The following is a 16,753-nucleotide window of genomic DNA, read 5'->3' as shown; positions in this document are numbered from 1 at the left end:
AACTCGCCGTCCACCCGGTGCGGGTATCGGTGGAGCGGCAGGCATTTTGAAGGCGAGTGCAGCGTGATGGCGTCGATGAGTGTGGAAAACATGGCTTTCGCCATGCCCGGTGGCGAAACCTGCGGCCATTCGCGCGCGCGCCCGGTCGATCTCGCCCACCTGTCGCGGCAGACCATGGGCGACCGCGATCTCGAGCGCGAGGTGCTGTCTCTGTTCCTGCACCAGGCGCAGGTGGTCGGCGACCGCCTCGAAGGCGCGACCGTCCAGGAGCGGGTGCTTCTGGCGCATGGCCTCAAGGGCTCGGCCCGCGGCATCGGAGCTTTCCGGGTCGCCGACATCGCCGACAGGCTCGAGTCCGAGCCGGCGAGCGGCAGCCATGTCAGGAGCCTCGCGGAGGCGATCGTCGACGTCCGCGATTTCGTCTCGGCCATCAGCCGCTGACGCCGGCGCGCCAGCGTGCCGCGGTCGCCGCTGCGTGCGGGCGGTTGACTCGGGCGTCGGAACGGATAATTCGGCAGGACAATCCGAGGCGCTCCGAATGACCAAGATCACCTACATCGCTTTCGACGGCACGAGGTTCGAGGTGAATGCCGAGAACGGCTCGACCGTGATGGAGAACGCGATCCGCAACTCCGTTCCCGGCATCGAGGCGGAGTGCGGCGGAGCCTGCGCCTGCGCCACCTGTCACGTCTATGTCGACGACGCCTGGACCGCGCTGACGGGAGAGCCGGAAGCGATGGAAGAGGACATGCTCGACTTCGCCTTCGACGTGCGGCCGACCTCGCGTCTCTCCTGCCAGATCAGGGTGCGTGACGAACTGGACGGTCTCGTCGTCCGCGTTCCGGAGCGGCAGGCCTGACGGCCGCGACGACCCGGTTCGCCAACCAGTGGCGGACGGACGCCCCCGAGCTTCAGTCCGGTAGACGCCCCGCCTCGATCTGCTGCATGCGGTAGGTCATGAGACGCGTGATCCGGCTCTCGAAATTGATGCTCTCGATGCGGTCGAAGCGGTCCTGCGCGGCGTCGTGTTCGGCCAGGATGCGGGCGCTGACGGTGCCGGCCGCCGCCTTCACGGCTTCGCAGTCATCGCGGCGGCCGATCGCCTCCAGCGCCTCCTCCAGCTTGCGGGCGTGGCTCTTGGCGATCTGCACGTGCGATTCCTCGTGACGGCGGATGTCGGAACTCAGCGTGTCCCAGATCAGGCGGGTATCGGGATCGGAACGGCCGCGGGCGCGCCAGCGCGGCAGGATCATCGTCGCCTTCACGTTCACCGCCGCCTTCTGGATACGGCACCATTCCGTCGTGCTGGCGAAGGTGTAGCGGGTCGCGAACTGCATCTGCGTCGCGCCGGGATGCCGCTTGCCGGTGGAGGCCACCCTGGGCCCGCGCCGCGAGAGTTCCTCGTCGATCTCCTGCAGCGTGATCCCGCCGATCGTGAAGTAGGAATAGCTGCGCGAGACGGTCTGGGCGGAGCCCGCTCCCGCCCACACCACAAGGCCAGCACAGACGAAAAGAAGCGTTCTCTTCATGGACGTTTCCCGTTAAGGCCAGCATGCGCCAGACGACGAAAAGCCGCAACGGCAATCGCGCCCGCGCAGGCACGGACGACAGAGTACCGGAAATGACGATGAGTGGAATGCGCAGGCGGGAACGGACGTGGCGGCTCGCCCATGGACGCACCCTCGATCTCGGCCGACGCGCCGTCGTCATGGGCATCCTCAACGTCACGCCGGACAGTTTCTCCGACGGCGGCCGCTTCCTCGATCCCGGCCGTGCCTGCGCGCAGGCGGCGTCGATGCTGGAGGACGGTGCCCGCATCATCGACATCGGCGGGGAATCGACCCGCCCCGGCGGGACGCCCGTCACGGCGGAGGACGAGCAGGCCCGCATCCTTCCCGTCATCGCCGCGGTCGCCGCGCGCACCGGCGCGCTGATCTCGGTCGACACCTATCGCGCAGAGACCGCCCGTCTGGCGATCGAAGCCGGTGCCCACGTCGTCAACGACGTGTGGGGGCTGCAGCGCGATCCGGACATGGCCGGGGTGGTGGCGCGGACCGGCGCCGGCGTGGTCGTCATGCATACCGGGCGCGGCCGCGACGCCGATCCCGATCCCGTCCGCGACCAGCATCTCTTCCTGGACCGGTCTCTCGAGATCGCCCGCTCCGCGGGCATCGCCGACGATGCCATCGTCCTCGATCCGGGCTTCGGGTTCGGAAAGGAGAGCGCGGAACTGAACTTCGCGCTGATGCGGCGGTTCGGGGAACTGCACACGCTCGGCTTGCCGCTGCTCGTCGGCACGTCGCGCAAGCGCTTCATCGGCCACGTGACGGGACGCGACGCACCCGACCGCGATGCCGGCACGGCGGCCACGAGCGTGATCCTGCGATTGAGCGGGGCCGACATTTTTCGCGTCCACGATGTCGCTTTGAACGCCGACGCGCTCAAGGTGGTCGATGCTATGGTCGCAGGCGGAATGGCAGAGGAGACCGCGTCTTGACGTACCAGATCCGGATGAAGAACTGCGCCTTCTTCGCGCGTCACGGCGTGCTCGACGAAGAAGAGACGCTCGGGCAGCGGTTCTATGTCGATGCGGTGCTGACCGTCGAGCCCGCCACGGCGCTCGAGGCCGATTCGATCGAATCCACCGTCGACTACGGCGTCGCCTTCAAGGTCATAGAGCGGATCGTCACCGGCGAGAGGCGCTATCTCATCGAGTCTCTGGCGCTCGAGGTCGCCAAGGCGCTTGCGGACCGGTTTCCGCAGATCCGCCGGTCCGAGATCACCGTGCGCAAGCCCAACGCGCCCGTCGCCGGCGTGCTCGACCATGTGGAGGTCACGGTTGCCTGGCCTGATTGAGGCGAACGCCTACCTCGGCCTGGGCGGGAACCTCGGCGATCCGCGGGCGGCGATGGCGGCTGCGCTGCGAATCATCGACGCACATGCGCGCTGCCGCGTCGCGGCAGTCTCGTCGATCTATCGCACGCCGCCCTGGGGCGACGTGGTGCAGCCGGATTTCCTGAACTGCGTGGCGGGAATCCGCACGACTCTGCCGCCGAAGGATCTGCTCGACCTCTGTCTTGCGACCGAGAACGTGCTGAAACGTGTGCGCAAGGAACCCGGCGGGCCGCGGGTGATCGACGTCGACGTCCTCACCTATGAGGCGCTGACGCTGAAGGAGCCGGGGCTGGAGATACCGCATCCGCGCATGACGCTGCGGGCTTTCGTGCTTCTGCCGCTGCGCGAAATCGCGCCCGGTCTGATGCCGGGGGGCCGCACGCTCGACGCGCTGCTGCGCGATGTCGACCGCGAGGGAATCTCGGTCGTGGAGCCGGGTGACGGCTGGTGGCGCGCGGCCTGATCGCGGGGCGCGCGCCGGCTGCGGCTTTCGCCGCGCCTGCCTCAGTCGCGTGCGATGGCGCCCACCGCCGCGGTGTCGACGCGCTTGAGGTTCATGCCGATGACCGGCACGAGTTCCTTGTTCACCCGCACCGAGACGGTGACGCTCATGGTGTCGTCACCCTTCATGCTGGCGAGCATCGCGCCGTTGAGGTCGTTGCGGTTGAGCGCCATGACGACCTTGGACTTGCTGACGTTGCCGGAGACGATGTCGAGGCCTTCGCCGGTGGCGCCGTCGAGGAACGTGCCCTTGTAGGAGCGACCCTTGCGCTCGATGCGGGCCGACATCTTCTGCGAGAACAGGCCGACGCGGCAGCTGCCCTCGAGCGCCATTCCGACTTTCCCGGTCGGCGTGTCGCCGGTCAGCGAGCAGGTGAACTTCGTTCCCTTGTACTTGCCGGCGACGATCTCGCCGGGCCCGGACCACTCGCCGCGCACGCTCTGGAAAAACTGCTGGTCGCCATCGGCGGCGAAGGCCGACGGCGCATCCGACACGAACGGCACGCTCGCCATCAGCGGAAGGATAGCGGAACGACATACACTCTTGATCATGGCACCGACCGATAAGCTCTACCTGCCCGACCTTGTAGAAGATTGGTTAATGCTTCGTCTAGATGCGGCATCGGCTCTCCCCCGAATCCGGCCCCCCGGGTGACGTTCACCTGGAAGGTGTGTCCTTTGCGCCATCCTGCGCACCCGCGAAGCGGGCCAGTGCGCCGATGAAGTCGCCCATGCGCGGCTTGCGGACCGCGTCGAAGGGCAGGGGGCGGACGGTGTCCATCGCCGCCATGCCGATCCGGACGGTCATCATGCCGTTGACCACGCCTTCTCCGAGCTTGGCCGAGAGGCGGGCGGCCAGGCCGTGGCCGACCAGTTGCTGGACCAGGGTGTCGCCGGCCGCCATCGAACCGGTCACCGCCAGGTGGGCCAGCACGCCGCGGGCCAGGCGCAGGAAGCCGAGCGTTCCCGGCCGGGCGCCGTAGAGTTCGGCCAACCGCCGGACCAGCCGGCTGGCCTCGTAGAGGACGTAGAACAGGTCCACCGCCGCGCGGGGGCTCACGGCCGTGACCATCGACACGCGCTTGCCCGCGTCCAGGATCAGGCGCCGCGCTTCCGCGTCGAGGGGGGCGAGAAGCTCGGTCTCGGCCAGCCGGATCAGGTCGGGGCCGTCGATCACGTCGTGCCGGAGCTCGTCAAGCGTCCGGCGCCCGGCAGCCGTCTGCGGGCGCGACGCGAGGAACCCGGACAGATCGTCCACCAGCGCGCGCGCCGCCTTCGGGTCGTTGCGCGCGCGCGCATCGGTTGCCCGGCGGCTCAGCGTCTCGACCGAAGACAGCCGCGCCAGCGCCGCAGCCTCGCGAATCAGGATCGCGAGCAGGGCGGCCGCGGCGACCGCGGCGAGGCCCGCGCCGAGCCAGCCCAGCCAGTCGGCGCGGGCGAAGAGAGAGCGGATCAGTTCGTCGACCGACAGTCCGATCGCCAGCGACACGAGAATGCCGGCGGCGCCGAAGAAGATCGTTCCGAGCCGGGACCGCCGCCGGGGTGCGGGCGGCGGGGGCACGTCGGTCTCGGCCGCCTCGGCCTCGAAGACGTCGACGGCCGCCGGCGTCACCACCGACATCTCGGCACCGTGCAGCGCACGCGGCTCGCGCTCGGGCTGGGCGACGGCCTTGCGGTCGGGCGGAAGACGGAACGCCTTCGGTTCGCGCGTTTCGCTCATGACAGCCGGTCTCCGATCAGGAACTGCAGCGCCCTGTCGAGGCGGATGTGCGGCAGCGAGAGCGTCACGCCGTCGGCGCTGCGCTCCAGCCGGGGCGGACGGAAGCGGACGAAACGGATGGCGCGCGTCTGGCCGGCGAGCGCACCGGCGTCGAACAGCGCATCGGGGGAGGTCGGCAGATCGCCGGGAAAGACCGCTGTCTCGGTGTCGCCGTCGAAGGTCTCGCCGCCGATCGTCTCGCCCGCGAGCGGTGTTCCGATGATCACCGGCAGTTCCTCGCGCCGCTGCGTCACCGTGCCCTCGCGCGTGGCGCGAACGGCTGCCAGCGCCAGCACGTCGACCGCCGCTCCCGAAACGTCGGCGCGCGCCGCCGCCCGCTCGGTCAGCCGGCGCACGATGGCCTGCAGCCGATCGTGGCTGGTGTGGTGGATCTGATCCGCCTTGGTCGCCGCGATCAGGATGCGGTCGATGCGGCGCGACAGCAGGTTCGACAGGAGGCCGCCGGAGCCGGGGCGGAAGCAGCCCAGGATCTCGGTCAGGGCGCGCTCGAGGTCGGCGAGCGCCGCGGGACCCGCATTCATCGCCTGCATGACGTCGATCAACACGATCTGCCGGTCGAGCCGGGCGACGTGCTCGCGGAAGAAGGGTTTCACGACATGCGTCTTGTAGGCCTCGAAGCGGCGCTCCATCATGGCGCGCAGCGAGCCCGGCCGCGCGCGGCCCTCGCGCAGCTTCGGCAGGGGCGTGAACGTCAGGGCGGGCGACCCCTCGAGGTCGCCGGGCATCAGGAACCGTCCCGGCGGCAGGGTGGACAGGGCTCGCGAATCCTGGCGGCAGGCGCGCAGATAGGCGGTGAAGGCCTCGGCGAGGCGGCGCGCCGTCATCTCGTCGGCGTCGCCGTCCGGATCGACGGTGGCGGCGAGCGCGGTCCAGTCGGCCGCGAGGTCGGCCCGGACCGGCAGCGCGGCGAGCTGGAAGGAGTCGGCCGAGAAGGCGGCGAAATCCTTGCCGAGCAGCGGCAGGTCGAGCAGCCACTCGCCCGGATAATCGACGATGTCGATCGAGATGCGCCCGCGCGACAGCATGCGCCCCCAGGCGGAGGCCGACTCGTAGTCGATGGTCAGCCGCAGCTCGGAGATCGCGCGGGTGGATTCCGGCCATGTGCGGGAGTCGAGAAGCGCCGCCACGTGATCCTCGTACTGGAACCGAGGCACCGCATCGTCGGGCTGCTCCTCGAGATAGGCGCGGGCGAGCCGGCCCGACTTCTGCGCCTCGAACATCGGCAGCCGGCCGCCATGGATCAGGTTGTGGACGAAGGCGGAGATGAACACCGTCTTGCCCGCGCGCGACAGCCCGGTCACGCCCAGCCGGAGGGAGGGTGCGACGAGGTTCGCGGCCCGGCCGGCGAGCGTGTCGAGCGCGATGACCGCCTCGTCGGTGAAAGTCGTGAGAGACGCCAACGCCATCCTCGCCTGCGGAACCAACGCGCCGGATATAGGCCGGCGGCCGGCGGTTTGTAATCCCGCGCCGGCGTTCAGTGGTCGGAAGGCATGAAGAAGGCCTCGAGCGTGCCGACGCCGGGCATCGCTTCCGAAAGGTCGCCCTCGAACGCCAGCACCGCCAGTCCGCCCGTCGGGAAGCCCTTGTCGAGATCGTCGCGGGCCGAACCGACGCCGGCTGCGGAGAGCCCCAGCGCAAGGTCCTCGATCGTCGGGTTGTGGCCGACGATCAGCAGCGATCCGCCGGCACCGTTGTTGCGCACGATGGTCAGGTAACCCGCCGCGTCTGCGGCGTAGAGCGTCTCCGACAGGAGCGCCTCGGAGGGTTTCATGTCGAGAACGGCGGCGACGCCGCGCCATGTATCGAGGGCACGCCGGGCCGGAGAACAGATGACCCGGTCCGGCCGATAGCCGTTGGCGAGCATCATCTCGCCGACGATGCGGCTCTCGCTGCGCCCTTCCTCCGTCAACGGACGGTCGAAGTCGCGGTCCCCCGGCTCGGCCCAGGCGGCACGCGCGTGGCGCAGAAGGAAAAGGCGGCTCATCTGACATCCTCCTCGGGGGCAGGCGCCCTCGTGCCTGCGCGGAGCATTACCGGGCGGCATCGTGCAACGCAACTCGCATGCTCGGTCCCGATGCCGTCGCGGCCTTCGCAACCCCGGGCGGAGCCCTGCGGACCGGCGTCCGCCCGCGCTGGCGCGGCTTGCGGAGGGCCGCGGACGGCTTCGGTGCATGGCTAACAAACGCGTGACATTGCTTACCTTTTGGCTTGTACCGGGTCTGCCGCCCGAATATATAGGCGCCGGTTCATAGCTATGGGGGAGACTCAGGTGAGCGAAACCATGGAAGACTACGTGCCCAGCGAGAGCGAGCCGTTCATGAACGAGCGGCAGAAGGCCTACTTCCGCGCCAAGCTCATGACCTGGAAGAACGACATTCTGCGCGAAGCTCGCGAAACACTCGAAATCCTACAGCAGGAAAACGCCAACCACCCCGACCTCGCCGACCGTGCCTCCTCCGAAACCGACCGAGCCATCGAACTGCGGGCCCGCGACCGGCAGCGCAAGCTGATCTCCAAGATCGACGCGGCGCTGATGCGGATCGAGGATGGGACCTACGGCTACTGCGAGGAGACGGGCGAGCAGATTTCGCTGAAACGGCTCGACGCACGGCCGATCGCGACGCTGTCGATCGAGGCCCAGGAACGCCACGAGCGCCGCGAGAAGGTCTATCGCGACGACTGACCGGAACCCTGCTTCGGCAGGAACGTCGGACGGTAGTTCTCGCGGCCCCTGGGGCCGCTTTTTTTGCGCTTTTTCGTCTCGCGCCTTCCCGTCCGACAACCTCCCTCGTCCGGCGGCGGCGACGGGCGCACCCCATCCGAAACAGGGCAGCCGTCCGGCGCGGCCGGGCAGCCTCGGGCGGGGCGCGTCGTCCGGGGCCTCATCGCCGCGTCCTGCTGAGACTGTCGTGAAGTCCGGCGGCGGACGTCTGGCGAGGGGTTCTTCGCCGTACGGCCGGAGCCGAAGACGGCCGACGCCAGGCGCATCGTGGACGAACCAGCGGCAGTCAGGACCCGCCGCACCGATCCGTCCGGGTTACACGACCGTCTTTCAGCGGCGGTCGCGCGACATCTCGCCCAGAAGCTTGTTCATTTCCTCGTCGATGTCTGCGGCCTTGGCGCGATTGCGCTCGCGCGCCGGGTAGCGGAGCGACGTCTCGAGTTCCTGCAGCAGAGCGTCGTCGAGATCGTTCTCGACCGGCGCGGCGGCAGGCTGGGGTTGCTGCTGCTGGGCCCTGCGCGTCGCCTGCGCGCGCGCCGGATGGGGGGTTACCCGCGCGACCACGGGCGGATCGCGCCGCTCTTCCGCCGGCTGCGCGAAGTTCGGCTGCGTCGCGGCCGGCAAGGTGACGCGCGGCAGGACCGGACGGATCGTCCGCTGCTGGCGCGGCGCGGCGGGCATCTGCTGCGGCGCGGCGGGCGCCTGCGTCTGCTGCGCCACGGGCGCGAGCGGCTGGCGGGCAGGCACCGGTGCGACCGGGCGGGTGGCGACCTGCTGGTGTGCGGCGATCGGCGGCGCTGGAGGCGGCGGCGCGGGCGTCGGTGCCGGCGCAGGGGCGGGTTCTGCGTTCACGGGGCGCGATGCGACCGGCGCCTGCCGGACCGGCGGCCTCTCGGGGGCGCGGCGCACCTCCCGCTGAGGAGCGGGTGCGGCCTGGCGCTGCGGAGCGGGCGCAGCCTGGCGTTGCGGGGCGGCCGGAACGGGGCGCGGCGGCGGCGGCGGGACGGGGTTCGGCTGAAGCGCCTCGTCGCCGTGGTCGTAGGCGTCGAGCGCGAGGTCGGGATCGGCCGCCAGCGCGACGGCGGGTTCTGCGGCCTGGGCACGGGGCGCGCGGACGCCGATGCGGATGTCCTGCTCGACCACCACGTCGGTCGGCCCGCCGATCAGGATGAGATGTTCGACGTCGTCGCGGCGGATGAGGACGAGGCGGCGCCTGTCGTCCACGGCCGCGGCGTCGAGCACGGCCAGCCTCGTGCGGCGGTTGCGGCCGCCGGCGATGTAGGTCCCCGCGGTCAGCATGCGAACGATGCGGAAGGCCGCATAGCCGATGATCGCCACGATCACGCCGATGATCAGCCAGGTGACCACCGGTATCAGCCGGGAATCCATCAAGCCATCCAGCAAGCTGGTCATCGAACTCTCCTTTGAGGTGCCGCGACACGATTGACACGCGAATTGCTGCGCCGCAAGCAGATGAGCATGCTACCGTGTGAGAAATATGGTCGCCTCTGGAAAAGGCGGCCACGCGGGGCGATCCGACGCCCTGCGAAGCGGGATGCTCTGGAGAATGGACCCGGCGGGCTTTCGCGTCCGGGCATTATGTGATTCATACCGGGCACGGGCAGCATGGCAGGATTCGGGCAGGACGGACAGCGGATGGAGGGGAAGGGCGAAGGCGAATTCTATCCGGCGCCCATCGTCGACCAGAACTCGCGGCCGGGCACGATCGTCAGGCTGATCATCTTCATCATCGTCCTCGTCGGGGCGGCCTTCGTGTTCGCCGTGATGCGCGACCAGCTCGGCGATCCCTTCCTGCTCGGCCTCCTCGGCATCCTGGCCATGATCGGCGTCGGCTATCTGTTCGCCTCGGCCATCGGGTTCGTGCAGGTCGCTCCGCGGTCCTCCGGAGACGAGCTCGCGAAGGCCTACATCGACACGATGGGTCAGGGGCTCGTGGTATCGGACATGCGGGCCCGCGTCCTCTACGCCAACCAGGCCTATGCCCGGCTGACCGGCGCGACGTCGGCCGCCGACGTGCGGTCGCTCGACGTGCACCTCGCCGACAACATCGAGGCCTCTCCGACGGTGGAGCGCATCGCGCTCGGCCTGCGCGACGGGCGCGGCGGCGACGGCGAGTTCCGCGTCTCGCAATCCATCCGCCCCGGTGCCGAGCCCGGCGCGCACTGGTACCGGGTGCGGGCCCGCAGTTTCCGGGCGGCAGGCCAGCGCCAGCCGCTGCTGGCGTGGCAGATCGAGGACATTTCGGGCGAGCGCGCCGAACAGGAGCGGTTCTTCCTCGACCTCCAGCAGGCCATCGATCATCTCGACCACGCGCCGGCCGGCTTCTTCTCGGCCGATCCCGCCGGACGGATCACCTATCTCAATGCAACGCTGGCGGAATGGCTCGGCATCGACCTGGCGAGCTTCTCGCCGGGCTCGGTCGCGCTCGCGGAGGTCGTTGCGGGCGACGGGATGGCGCTCATCCGTTCGGTGAAGGCCGATCCCGGCGCCACCCGCAACGCGGTGATCGACCTCGACCTCTCCACGGTGAAGGGCGAGGCGCTTCCCGTGCGGTTCATGCATCGTGCGACGGCCAGCCGGGACGGCGCTCCGGGGCCGACCCGCACCATCGTCCTCAACCGGGCGCAGGGAGAGGATGCCTCGGCCGATCTGCGCGCGTCGGAAGTCCGCTTCACGCGCTTCTTCAACTCGACGCCGATGGCGATCGCCGGCATCGACGGCGCCGGCCGGATCCTGCGCACCAACGCACCGTTCCTGTCGCTGTTTTCCAGCGTCGTCGATCGCGATGCCGTCGACCGACGCGCGCGGCTCGACACTGTCATCCACGAACGCGACCGCGAGAGCTTCGCCGGAGCGCTGGAGAAGGCCAAGCAGCACCAGGCCGACATCGCCCCGATCGACACCATCCTTCCGACCGACGAGGAGCGGCACATCCGCTTCTACGTCAGCGCCGTCGCCGATGCCAGCGACGGAGAAGACGCGGAAGAGGCCGCGATCGTCTACGCGGTCGACACGACCGAGCAGAAGGCGCTCGAGGCCCAGATGGCGCAGGGCCAGAAGATGCAGGCGGTCGGCCAGCTCGCCGGCGGCATCGCGCATGACTTCAACAACGTGCTCACCGCCATCATCATGGCGTCGGACCTGCTTCTGGCGAGCCACCGACCGTCGGACCCCTCTTTCGCCGACATCATGAACATCAAGCAGAACGCCAACCGCGCCGCGTCGCTGGTGCGTCAGCTGCTTGCGTTCTCGCGCCGCCAGACGCTGCGCCCGGAGGTGCTCAATCTGACGGACGTCCTGGCGGACCTGCGCATGCTGCTGACCCGGCTGGCGGGCAGCGACATGCGTCTGCGCATCGACCATGGCCGCGACATCTGGCCGGTGAAGGTCGATCTCGGCCAGTTCGAGCAGGTCATCGTCAACCTCACCGTCAATGCCCGCGACGCGATGCCGGGCGGCGGGGATCTCGTCGTCCGCACCAAGAACGTGCCGGCCGAGGCATGCGCGCAGTTCGGCTACCGCGAACTTGCGCCGGGCGACTACGTGCTGATCGACGTCGAGGACACCGGAACCGGCATCCCGCCGGACATCCTCAAGAAGATCTTCGAGCCCTTCTTCACGACCAAGGAGGTGGGGAAAGGCACGGGCCTCGGCCTTTCCATGGTCTACGGCATCATCAAGCAGACCGGCGGCTTCATCTTCTGCGACTCCCAGGTGGGCGTCGGCACGACGTTCCGCATCTTCCTGCCCCGCCACGTCGTGCAGGAGAAGGAAGGTCCCGATGCGGCCAGGGCCGAGACCGCCGCTCCTCCGCCCAAGCCGGAAGCCAGCAAGGACCTCTCCGGCTCCGCGACGGTGCTGCTCGTCGAGGACGAGGATGCCGTTCGGATGGGCGGCGTGCGGGCGCTCCGCTCGCGCGGCTATACGGTGCACGAGGCCTCGTCGGGCGTCGAGGCGCTCGAGATCTTCGACGAACTGGACGGAGCGATCGACATCGTCGTTTCGGACGTGGTGATGCCCGAGATGGACGGGCCGACGCTGCTCGGCGAGTTGCGCAAGCGCCAGTCCGACGTGAAGTTCGTCTTCGTCTCGGGCTATGCCGAGGATGCCTTCGCCAAAAACCTGCCTGCCGACGCCAAGTTCGGCTTCCTTCCGAAACCCTTCTCGCTCAAACAGCTGGCCACGGTCGTGAAGGACATGCTGGAAGGCGAGGCGTAGAGCGGCGCCGGACGGTCCGATCCGCGCGCGGCGCCGGTCGGCGCCGATGCGGCGAAAGCCGGATCCTTTGGCATGTGGCGGTTATTTGGGCGGACTTCCGAAGGTGCCTAAATTTTGCCCAGGCCCTGCTGCCCGTTGCGCAAAGAAGTCTCAACGAAGTTTTAACTCGTGTGGCAATGCCACTGACCGTCCGGCGGCCTGGCATGCTCCGCCTCTTTGTTCGCAAGGCTTTCCGGCTTTTTATGACGGCCCGATGAGGTTTGGCACAGCCGTTGCATTGTTCTTATCGGTGCAACAACCAACCCTTATCGGAGGTTCTCAATATGAGGGGAATGATCGCAACACTGGCGAAGCGGGTCACGGGGGCAGCGCTTGCCGGCCTGATGATGGCCGGAGCCGCTGCCGCGCAGGAAGACACCATCAAGGTGGGCATCCTGCATTCGCTTTCGGGGACGATGGCGATTTCGGAGACCACGCTGAAGGACGTGATGCTGATGCTCGTCGAGCAGCAGAACGCCAAGGGCGGGCTGCTCGGCAAGAAGCTCGAGGCGGTCGTCGTCGATCCGGCCTCGGACTGGCCGCTCTTCGCCGAGAAGGCGCGTGAGCTCATTTCGGTCAACAAGGTCTCGGCCGTGTTCGGCTGCTGGACCTCGGTGTCCCGCAAGTCGGTCCTGCCGGTCTTCGAGGAGCTGAACTCGATCCTGTTCTACCCCGTGCAGTACGAGGGCGAGGAAAGCCAGCGCAACGTCTTCTACACGGGTGCTGCGCCCAACCAGCAGGCGATCCCGGCCGTCGACTATCTGATGAACGAGGAAGGTGTGGAGCGCTGGGTGCTCGCCGGCACCGACTACGTCTATCCGCGCACGACCAACAAGATCCTCGAAGCCTACCTCCAGTCCAAGGGCGTCGCCGCCGAGGACATCATGATCAACTACACGCCTTTCGGTCATTCCGACTGGCAGACGATCGTGTCCGACATCAAGACCTTCGGTTCGGCCGGCAAGAAGACCGCCGTGGTCTCCACCATCAACGGCGACGCCAACGTTCCCTTCTACAAGGAACTCGGCAACCAGGGCGTCAAGGCCGAGGACATCCCGGTCGTTGCCTTCTCTGTCGGTGAGGAAGAGCTCGCCGGCCTCGACACCGCGCCGCTCGTCGGTCATCTGACGGCCTGGAACTACTTCCAGTCGGTCGACACGCCGGAGAACGCGGAATTCATCGCGGCATGGAAGGAGTTCACCAAGAACCCCGACCGCGTCACCAACGACCCGATGGAAGCACACGTGATCGGCTTCAACATGTGGGTCAAGGCGGTCGAGAAGGCCGGCACCACCGACACCGATGCCGTCATCGACGCCATCATCGGCGTCTCCGTGCCGAACCTCACCGGCGGCTATTCGGCGATGATGCCGAACCACCACATCACCAAGCCGGTGCTGATCGGCGAGATTCAGGCCGACGGCCAGATGGAGACCGTGTGGGAGACCACCGGCCTCGTGGTCGGCGACGAGTGGTCGGACTACCTGCCGGACTCGAAGGACCTCATCGCCGACTGGCGCGCTCCGATGTCCTGCGGCAACTTCAACGTCGCCACCGGCAAGTGCGGCGGCAAGGGCGTGAACTGACGCGTGCATGACAGGCCCCGGCGGCGCCCGCCGCCGGGCCGCCATGACCGCGACGCCTCCGGGCGGGCACCTCCTCCCGTCCGCCCGGAAGCCTCGACAACCCCATCGAGAAAGTCCGCTCTGCCCATGACCGTCCTGCGCGTTCTGCTCGTCCTGATCGGCCTCGTCCTGTCCGGCATCTCCGGCGCCTTCGCGGACGACGATGCGATCCGAGCCACCATCGGCAAATTCGCCGAAAGCAAGAATTTCCGGGAGACCGAAGAGGTCGTGCGCGAGCTCGGCGCCAGCGGGGACGTCCGCGTCGAACGCGCGCTCTCGGCGCTGTCGGAAGGCAATCTAAGTTTCCGCAAGACCGACAAGACGGTCTTCATCGCCCTGGAAAAGGGCCAGTCCGCCGCGCTCTTCGATCCCCTGACCGGCGATGCCGCGGGCGAGGAGCCCAAGGGCGGCTTCACCAAGATCAAGGTCAACAATTCGCTGCGGCGCACGATCCGCGACGTCATATCCGGCCTGACGCTCGCGTCGCCCGATCCCGTCGTGCGGCTCGCTGCCGCACGCACCATGTTCGTCGCGCCCGACGCGGGCAATCTCGAAGCGCTCGACGCAGCCATCGCCAGGGAGACGGTCGCCAGCGTGAAGGCGGCACTGGAGGCCGCGCGCGCATCCACCATCCTGGTGTCGGACGCCGCCGACGCCGCCAAGCTCGATGCCATCGCCTTCCTGGGGCAGCGCGGCGACCGCGACACGCTCTCGCTGCTGACCGGCTTCGCGGCGCGGGCGCAGGGCGAGGTCCAGGCGGCGGCGCAACGCGCCGTCGACGACATCAACGACACGCTGGCGCTGTGGGATCTCGGGCAGAACGTCTGGTACGGCATTTCGCTCGGCTCGGTGCTGCTGCTCGCCGCGATCGGGCTTGCGATCACCTTCGGCGTCATGGGCGTCATCAACATGGCGCATGGCGAGATGGTGATGATCGGCGCCTACACGACCTTCGTCGTGCAGTCCGTCATCCGCACCTCCTATCCATGGCTGTTCGACTGGTCGCTCGCCATCGCCCTGCCGCTCGCCTTCCTCGTCGCGGGCGCGGTCGGGCTCGCGCTGGAGCGCGGCATCATCCGCTTCCTCTACGGCCGGCCGCTCGAGACGCTGCTCGCCACCTGGGGCGTCTCGCTCATCCTGCAGCAGGCCGTTCGCACGATCTTCGGGCCGACCAACCAGGAGGTCGGCAATCCATCCTGGATGTCCGGCGGGTTCCAGATCGGCCAGCTGGCGCTGACCTGGAACCGGCTCTGGATCGTCGTCTTCGCCCTCGCCGTGTTCGGGCTGCTCCTCTACGTCTTCAAGCGGACGGCCTGGGGCCTGCAGATGCGGGCCGTGACGGCGAACCGCCGCATGGCCTCCTCGATGGGCATCCGCACGCCCTGGATCGACGCCTTCACCTTCGCGCTCGGCTCGGGCATCGCCGGGATCGCGGGCGTCGCGCTGTCGCAGATCGACAACGTCTCGCCCAACCTCGGCCAGGGCTACATCATCGACAGCTTCATGGTCGTGGTCTTCGGCGGGGTCGGCAATCTCTGGGGAACGCTGGTCGGCGCCTTCTCGCTCGGCATCGTCAACAAGTTCCTCGAGCCCTATGCGGGTGCGGTGCTGGGCAAGATCCTCGTGCTGGTGCTCATCATCCTGTTCATCCAGAAGCGCCCGCGCGGGCTGTTCGCCCTCAAGGGAAGGTCGGTCGAGGCATGATCACCCAGCGCTTGTTCACGGGCGGATCCGGCGGCCGGATCCTCGTCGTCGCCCTCATCCTGGCGGCGGTCGCGGTTCTGGTTCCGGTGCTGCATCTCGCGGTTCCGCCGTCGAGCCCGTACCACGTCCCGGCCTACATCGTCGCGCTCACGGGAAAGTACCTGACCTATGCGCTGCTCGCGCTGGCGCTCGATCTCGTCTGGGGCTACTGCGGCATCCTCTCGCTCGGCCACGGCGCCTTCTTCGCGCTGGGCGGCTATGCGATGGGCATGTACCTGATGCGCCAGATCGGCGACCGCGGCGTCTACGGCAATCCGATCCTTCCCGACTTCATGGTGTTCCTGAACTGGAAGGAACTGCCGTGGTTCTGGTACGGCTTCGACCAGTTCTGGTTCGCCGCGATCATGATCGTGCTGGCCCCAGGCGCGCTCGCCTTCGTGTTCGGCTGGTTCGCCTTCCGCAGCCGCGTCACCGGCGTCTACCTGTCGATCATCACGCAAGCTCTGACCTATGCGCTGCTGCTCGCCTTCTTCCGCAACGACATGGGCTTCGGCGGCAACAACGGCCTGACCGACTTCAAGGACATCCTCGGCTTCAACGTCCAGGCGCCCGAGACGCGCGCGGGGCTGTTCGCCGCCAGCGCTCTGGCTCTGGCACTGGCGCTTCTCGTCACCTCCGCCATCACCCGGTCGAAATACGGCATGCTGATGATCGCCGTGCGCGACGCCGAGAGCCGCACGCGCTTCATCGGCTGGCGGCCGGAGAACGTGAAGGTGTTCGCCTTCACCGTCTCGGCGGTGATGGCCGGAATCGCGGGCGCGCTCTACGTGCCGCAGGTCGGCATCATCAATCCGGGCGAGTTCGCCCCGGCCAATTCCATCGAGGTGGTCGTGTGGACCGCGGTCGGCGGCCGCGGCACGCTGGTCGGCCCGATCATCGGGGCGCTGCTGGTCAACGGCGGCAAGAGCTGGTTCACCGGCGTCCTGCCGGAATACTGGCTCTTCGCGCTCGGCGGGCTGTTCATCGCGGTGACCCTGTTCCTGCCGAAAGGCATCGTCGGCACCTACGATTCCTGGCGTGCCGCGCGCAGGGATGCGGCGGAGCGCGCCCGGACGAAAGCGCAGGAGGACGCCGCGCCGCCGCCCGTCGATCCGGTCACCGGCCGTCCCGCCCGCGCCGAGGACACGGCAAGGACGCCGTCGCCCGACATTGCCGGCGGCCCGGCGCCGCAGCCTGCGGAGTAGAGCG

16 protein-coding genes are annotated in these 16,753 nt (G+C 68.5%); 10 read left to right on the top strand and 6 right to left on the bottom strand.

Features of this window, described 5'->3' with window-relative positions; all coding sequences use genetic code 11:
• Positions 1-75: 75 nt before the first annotated feature.
• Positions 76-441, top strand: coding sequence for an Hpt domain-containing protein (locus IAI54_RS08145; RefSeq protein WP_187971868.1), 366 nt, complete (start codon positions 76-78; stop codon positions 439-441).
• 97 nt (positions 442-538) lie between these two features.
• Entirely contained in the window at positions 539-859 is a 321-nt protein-coding gene (locus IAI54_RS08140) for a 2Fe-2S iron-sulfur cluster-binding protein (RefSeq protein WP_187971867.1), read from the top strand.
• A 52-nt stretch (positions 860-911) separates the two neighbouring features.
• Here the strand turns inward: IAI54_RS08140 and IAI54_RS08135 are convergent, their stop codons facing one another.
• Complete coding sequence (locus tag IAI54_RS08135; protein WP_187971866.1) at positions 912-1,529, bottom strand: DUF922 domain-containing Zn-dependent protease; 618 nt, start codon at positions 1,527-1,529, stop codon at positions 912-914.
• Between the two features lie 92 nt (positions 1,530-1,621).
• On the opposite strand from IAI54_RS08135, the gene folP reads away from it, so the two are divergent.
• Genes folP through folK form a run of 3 tightly spaced genes read left to right on the top strand, consistent with a single transcriptional unit; the run spans position 1,622 to position 3,358 of the window.
• The gene (gene folP, locus IAI54_RS08130) at positions 1,622-2,497 is read left to right on the top strand and encodes a dihydropteroate synthase (protein ID WP_420838268.1); all 876 of its coding nucleotides are present in this window, start codon (positions 1,622-1,624) and stop codon (positions 2,495-2,497) included.
• Between the two features lie 14 nt (positions 2,498-2,511).
• On the top strand, positions 2,512-2,856 hold the full coding sequence (folB, locus tag IAI54_RS08125) for a dihydroneopterin aldolase (RefSeq protein ID WP_187973074.1): 345 nt from the start codon (positions 2,512-2,514) through the stop codon (positions 2,854-2,856).
• Positions 2,840-3,358, top strand: a complete 519-nt coding sequence (gene folK, locus IAI54_RS08120; protein ID WP_235679294.1) for a 2-amino-4-hydroxy-6-hydroxymethyldihydropteridine diphosphokinase — start codon at positions 2,840-2,842, stop codon at positions 3,356-3,358. The genes folB and folK overlap by 17 nt, the downstream gene beginning before the upstream one ends.
• Before the next feature lie 41 nt (positions 3,359-3,399).
• Here the strand turns inward: folK and IAI54_RS08115 are convergent, their stop codons facing one another.
• The 4 genes from IAI54_RS08115 to IAI54_RS08100 all read right to left on the bottom strand — a co-directional run bounded on the left by IAI54_RS08115 (position 3,400) and on the right by IAI54_RS08100 (position 7,160).
• Positions 3,400-3,909 carry a hypothetical protein gene (locus IAI54_RS08115; RefSeq protein ID WP_235679388.1) on the bottom strand — a complete coding sequence of 170 codons (510 nt, stop codon included), beginning with the start codon at positions 3,907-3,909 and terminating at the stop codon, positions 3,400-3,402.
• Positions 3,910-4,054: 145 nt separating this feature from the next.
• Complete coding sequence (locus IAI54_RS08110) at positions 4,055-5,116, bottom strand: YcjF family protein (protein ID WP_187971862.1); 1,062 nt, start codon at positions 5,114-5,116, stop codon at positions 4,055-4,057.
• Positions 5,113-6,576, bottom strand: coding sequence for a YcjX family GTP-binding protein (locus IAI54_RS08105; RefSeq protein ID WP_187971861.1), 1,464 nt, complete (start codon positions 6,574-6,576; stop codon positions 5,113-5,115). The genes IAI54_RS08110 and IAI54_RS08105 overlap by 4 nt, the downstream gene beginning before the upstream one ends.
• 74 nt (positions 6,577-6,650) lie before the next feature.
• Entirely contained in the window at positions 6,651-7,160 is a 510-nt protein-coding gene (locus IAI54_RS08100) for a SixA phosphatase family protein (RefSeq protein ID WP_187971860.1), read from the bottom strand.
• Positions 7,161-7,457: 297 nt separating this feature from the next.
• On the opposite strand from IAI54_RS08100, the gene dksA reads away from it, so the two are divergent.
• Positions 7,458-7,859, top strand: coding sequence for an RNA polymerase-binding protein DksA (dksA, locus tag IAI54_RS08095; RefSeq protein ID WP_420838299.1), 402 nt, complete (start codon positions 7,458-7,460; stop codon positions 7,857-7,859).
• A 369-nt stretch (positions 7,860-8,228) separates the two neighbouring features.
• Here the strand turns inward: dksA and IAI54_RS08090 are convergent, their stop codons facing one another.
• Positions 8,229-9,311: a flagellar biosynthetic protein FliO gene (locus IAI54_RS08090; protein WP_235679293.1), complete on the bottom strand. Its 1,083-nt coding sequence runs from the start codon at positions 9,309-9,311 to the stop codon at positions 8,229-8,231.
• A gap of 243 nt (positions 9,312-9,554) precedes the next feature.
• Between IAI54_RS08090 and cckA the strand changes: the two genes are divergently transcribed.
• The 4 genes from cckA (at position 9,555) to urtC (ending at position 16,749) form a co-directional block, all read left to right on the top strand.
• Positions 9,555-12,137 carry a cell cycle histidine kinase CckA gene (gene cckA / locus IAI54_RS08085; protein WP_187971858.1) on the top strand — a complete coding sequence of 861 codons (2,583 nt, stop codon included), beginning with the start codon at positions 9,555-9,557 and terminating at the stop codon, positions 12,135-12,137.
• A gap of 323 nt (positions 12,138-12,460) precedes the next feature.
• The gene (gene urtA, locus IAI54_RS08080; RefSeq protein WP_187971857.1) at positions 12,461-13,762 is read left to right on the top strand and encodes an urea ABC transporter substrate-binding protein; all 1,302 of its coding nucleotides are present in this window, start codon (positions 12,461-12,463) and stop codon (positions 13,760-13,762) included.
• A 126-nt stretch (positions 13,763-13,888) separates the two neighbouring features.
• The gene (urtB, locus tag IAI54_RS08075) at positions 13,889-15,505 is read left to right on the top strand and encodes an urea ABC transporter permease subunit UrtB (protein WP_187971856.1); all 1,617 of its coding nucleotides are present in this window, start codon (positions 13,889-13,891) and stop codon (positions 15,503-15,505) included.
• Positions 15,502-16,749, top strand: a complete 1,248-nt coding sequence (gene urtC, locus IAI54_RS08070) for an urea ABC transporter permease subunit UrtC (RefSeq protein WP_187971855.1) — start codon at positions 15,502-15,504, stop codon at positions 16,747-16,749. The genes urtB and urtC overlap by 4 nt, the downstream gene beginning before the upstream one ends.
• The last annotated feature ends 4 nt before the right edge of the window (positions 16,750-16,753 follow it).

It is taken from the genome of Aquibium microcysteis, from assembly GCF_014495845.1.
GTDB lineage: Bacteria > Pseudomonadota > Alphaproteobacteria > Rhizobiales > Rhizobiaceae > Aquibium > Aquibium microcysteis.
This window is presented reverse-complemented; position numbering and strand designations above follow the sequence as displayed.

Coding starts and splice junctions, on each gene's coding strand:
- IAI54_RS08145 (WP_187971868.1), top strand. CDS start 76: ATGAGTGTGGAAAACATGGCTTTCGCCATGCCCGGTGGCGAAACCTGC.
- IAI54_RS08140 (WP_187971867.1), top strand. CDS start 539: ATGACCAAGATCACCTACATCGCTTTCGACGGCACGAGGTTCGAGGTG.
- IAI54_RS08135 (WP_187971866.1), bottom strand. CDS start 1,529: ATGAAGAGAACGCTTCTTTTCGTCTGTGCTGGCCTTGTGGTGTGGGCG.
- folP (WP_420838268.1), top strand. CDS start 1,622: ATGACGATGAGTGGAATGCGCAGGCGGGAACGGACGTGGCGGCTCGCC.
- folB (WP_187973074.1), top strand. CDS start 2,512: ATGAAGAACTGCGCCTTCTTCGCGCGTCACGGCGTGCTCGACGAAGAA.
- IAI54_RS08115 (WP_235679388.1), bottom strand. CDS start 3,909: ATGGCGAGCGTGCCGTTCGTGTCGGATGCGCCGTCGGCCTTCGCCGCC.
- IAI54_RS08110 (WP_187971862.1), bottom strand. CDS start 5,116: ATGAGCGAAACGCGCGAACCGAAGGCGTTCCGTCTTCCGCCCGACCGC.
- IAI54_RS08100 (WP_187971860.1), bottom strand. CDS start 7,160: ATGAGCCGCCTTTTCCTTCTGCGCCACGCGCGTGCCGCCTGGGCCGAG.
- dksA (WP_420838299.1), top strand. CDS start 7,458: ATGGAAGACTACGTGCCCAGCGAGAGCGAGCCGTTCATGAACGAGCGG.
- IAI54_RS08090 (WP_235679293.1), bottom strand. CDS start 9,311: ATGACCAGCTTGCTGGATGGCTTGATGGATTCCCGGCTGATACCGGTG.
- cckA (WP_187971858.1), top strand. CDS start 9,555: ATGGAGGGGAAGGGCGAAGGCGAATTCTATCCGGCGCCCATCGTCGAC.
- urtA (WP_187971857.1), top strand. CDS start 12,461: ATGAGGGGAATGATCGCAACACTGGCGAAGCGGGTCACGGGGGCAGCG.
- urtB (WP_187971856.1), top strand. CDS start 13,889: ATGACCGTCCTGCGCGTTCTGCTCGTCCTGATCGGCCTCGTCCTGTCC.
- urtC (WP_187971855.1), top strand. CDS start 15,502: ATGATCACCCAGCGCTTGTTCACGGGCGGATCCGGCGGCCGGATCCTC.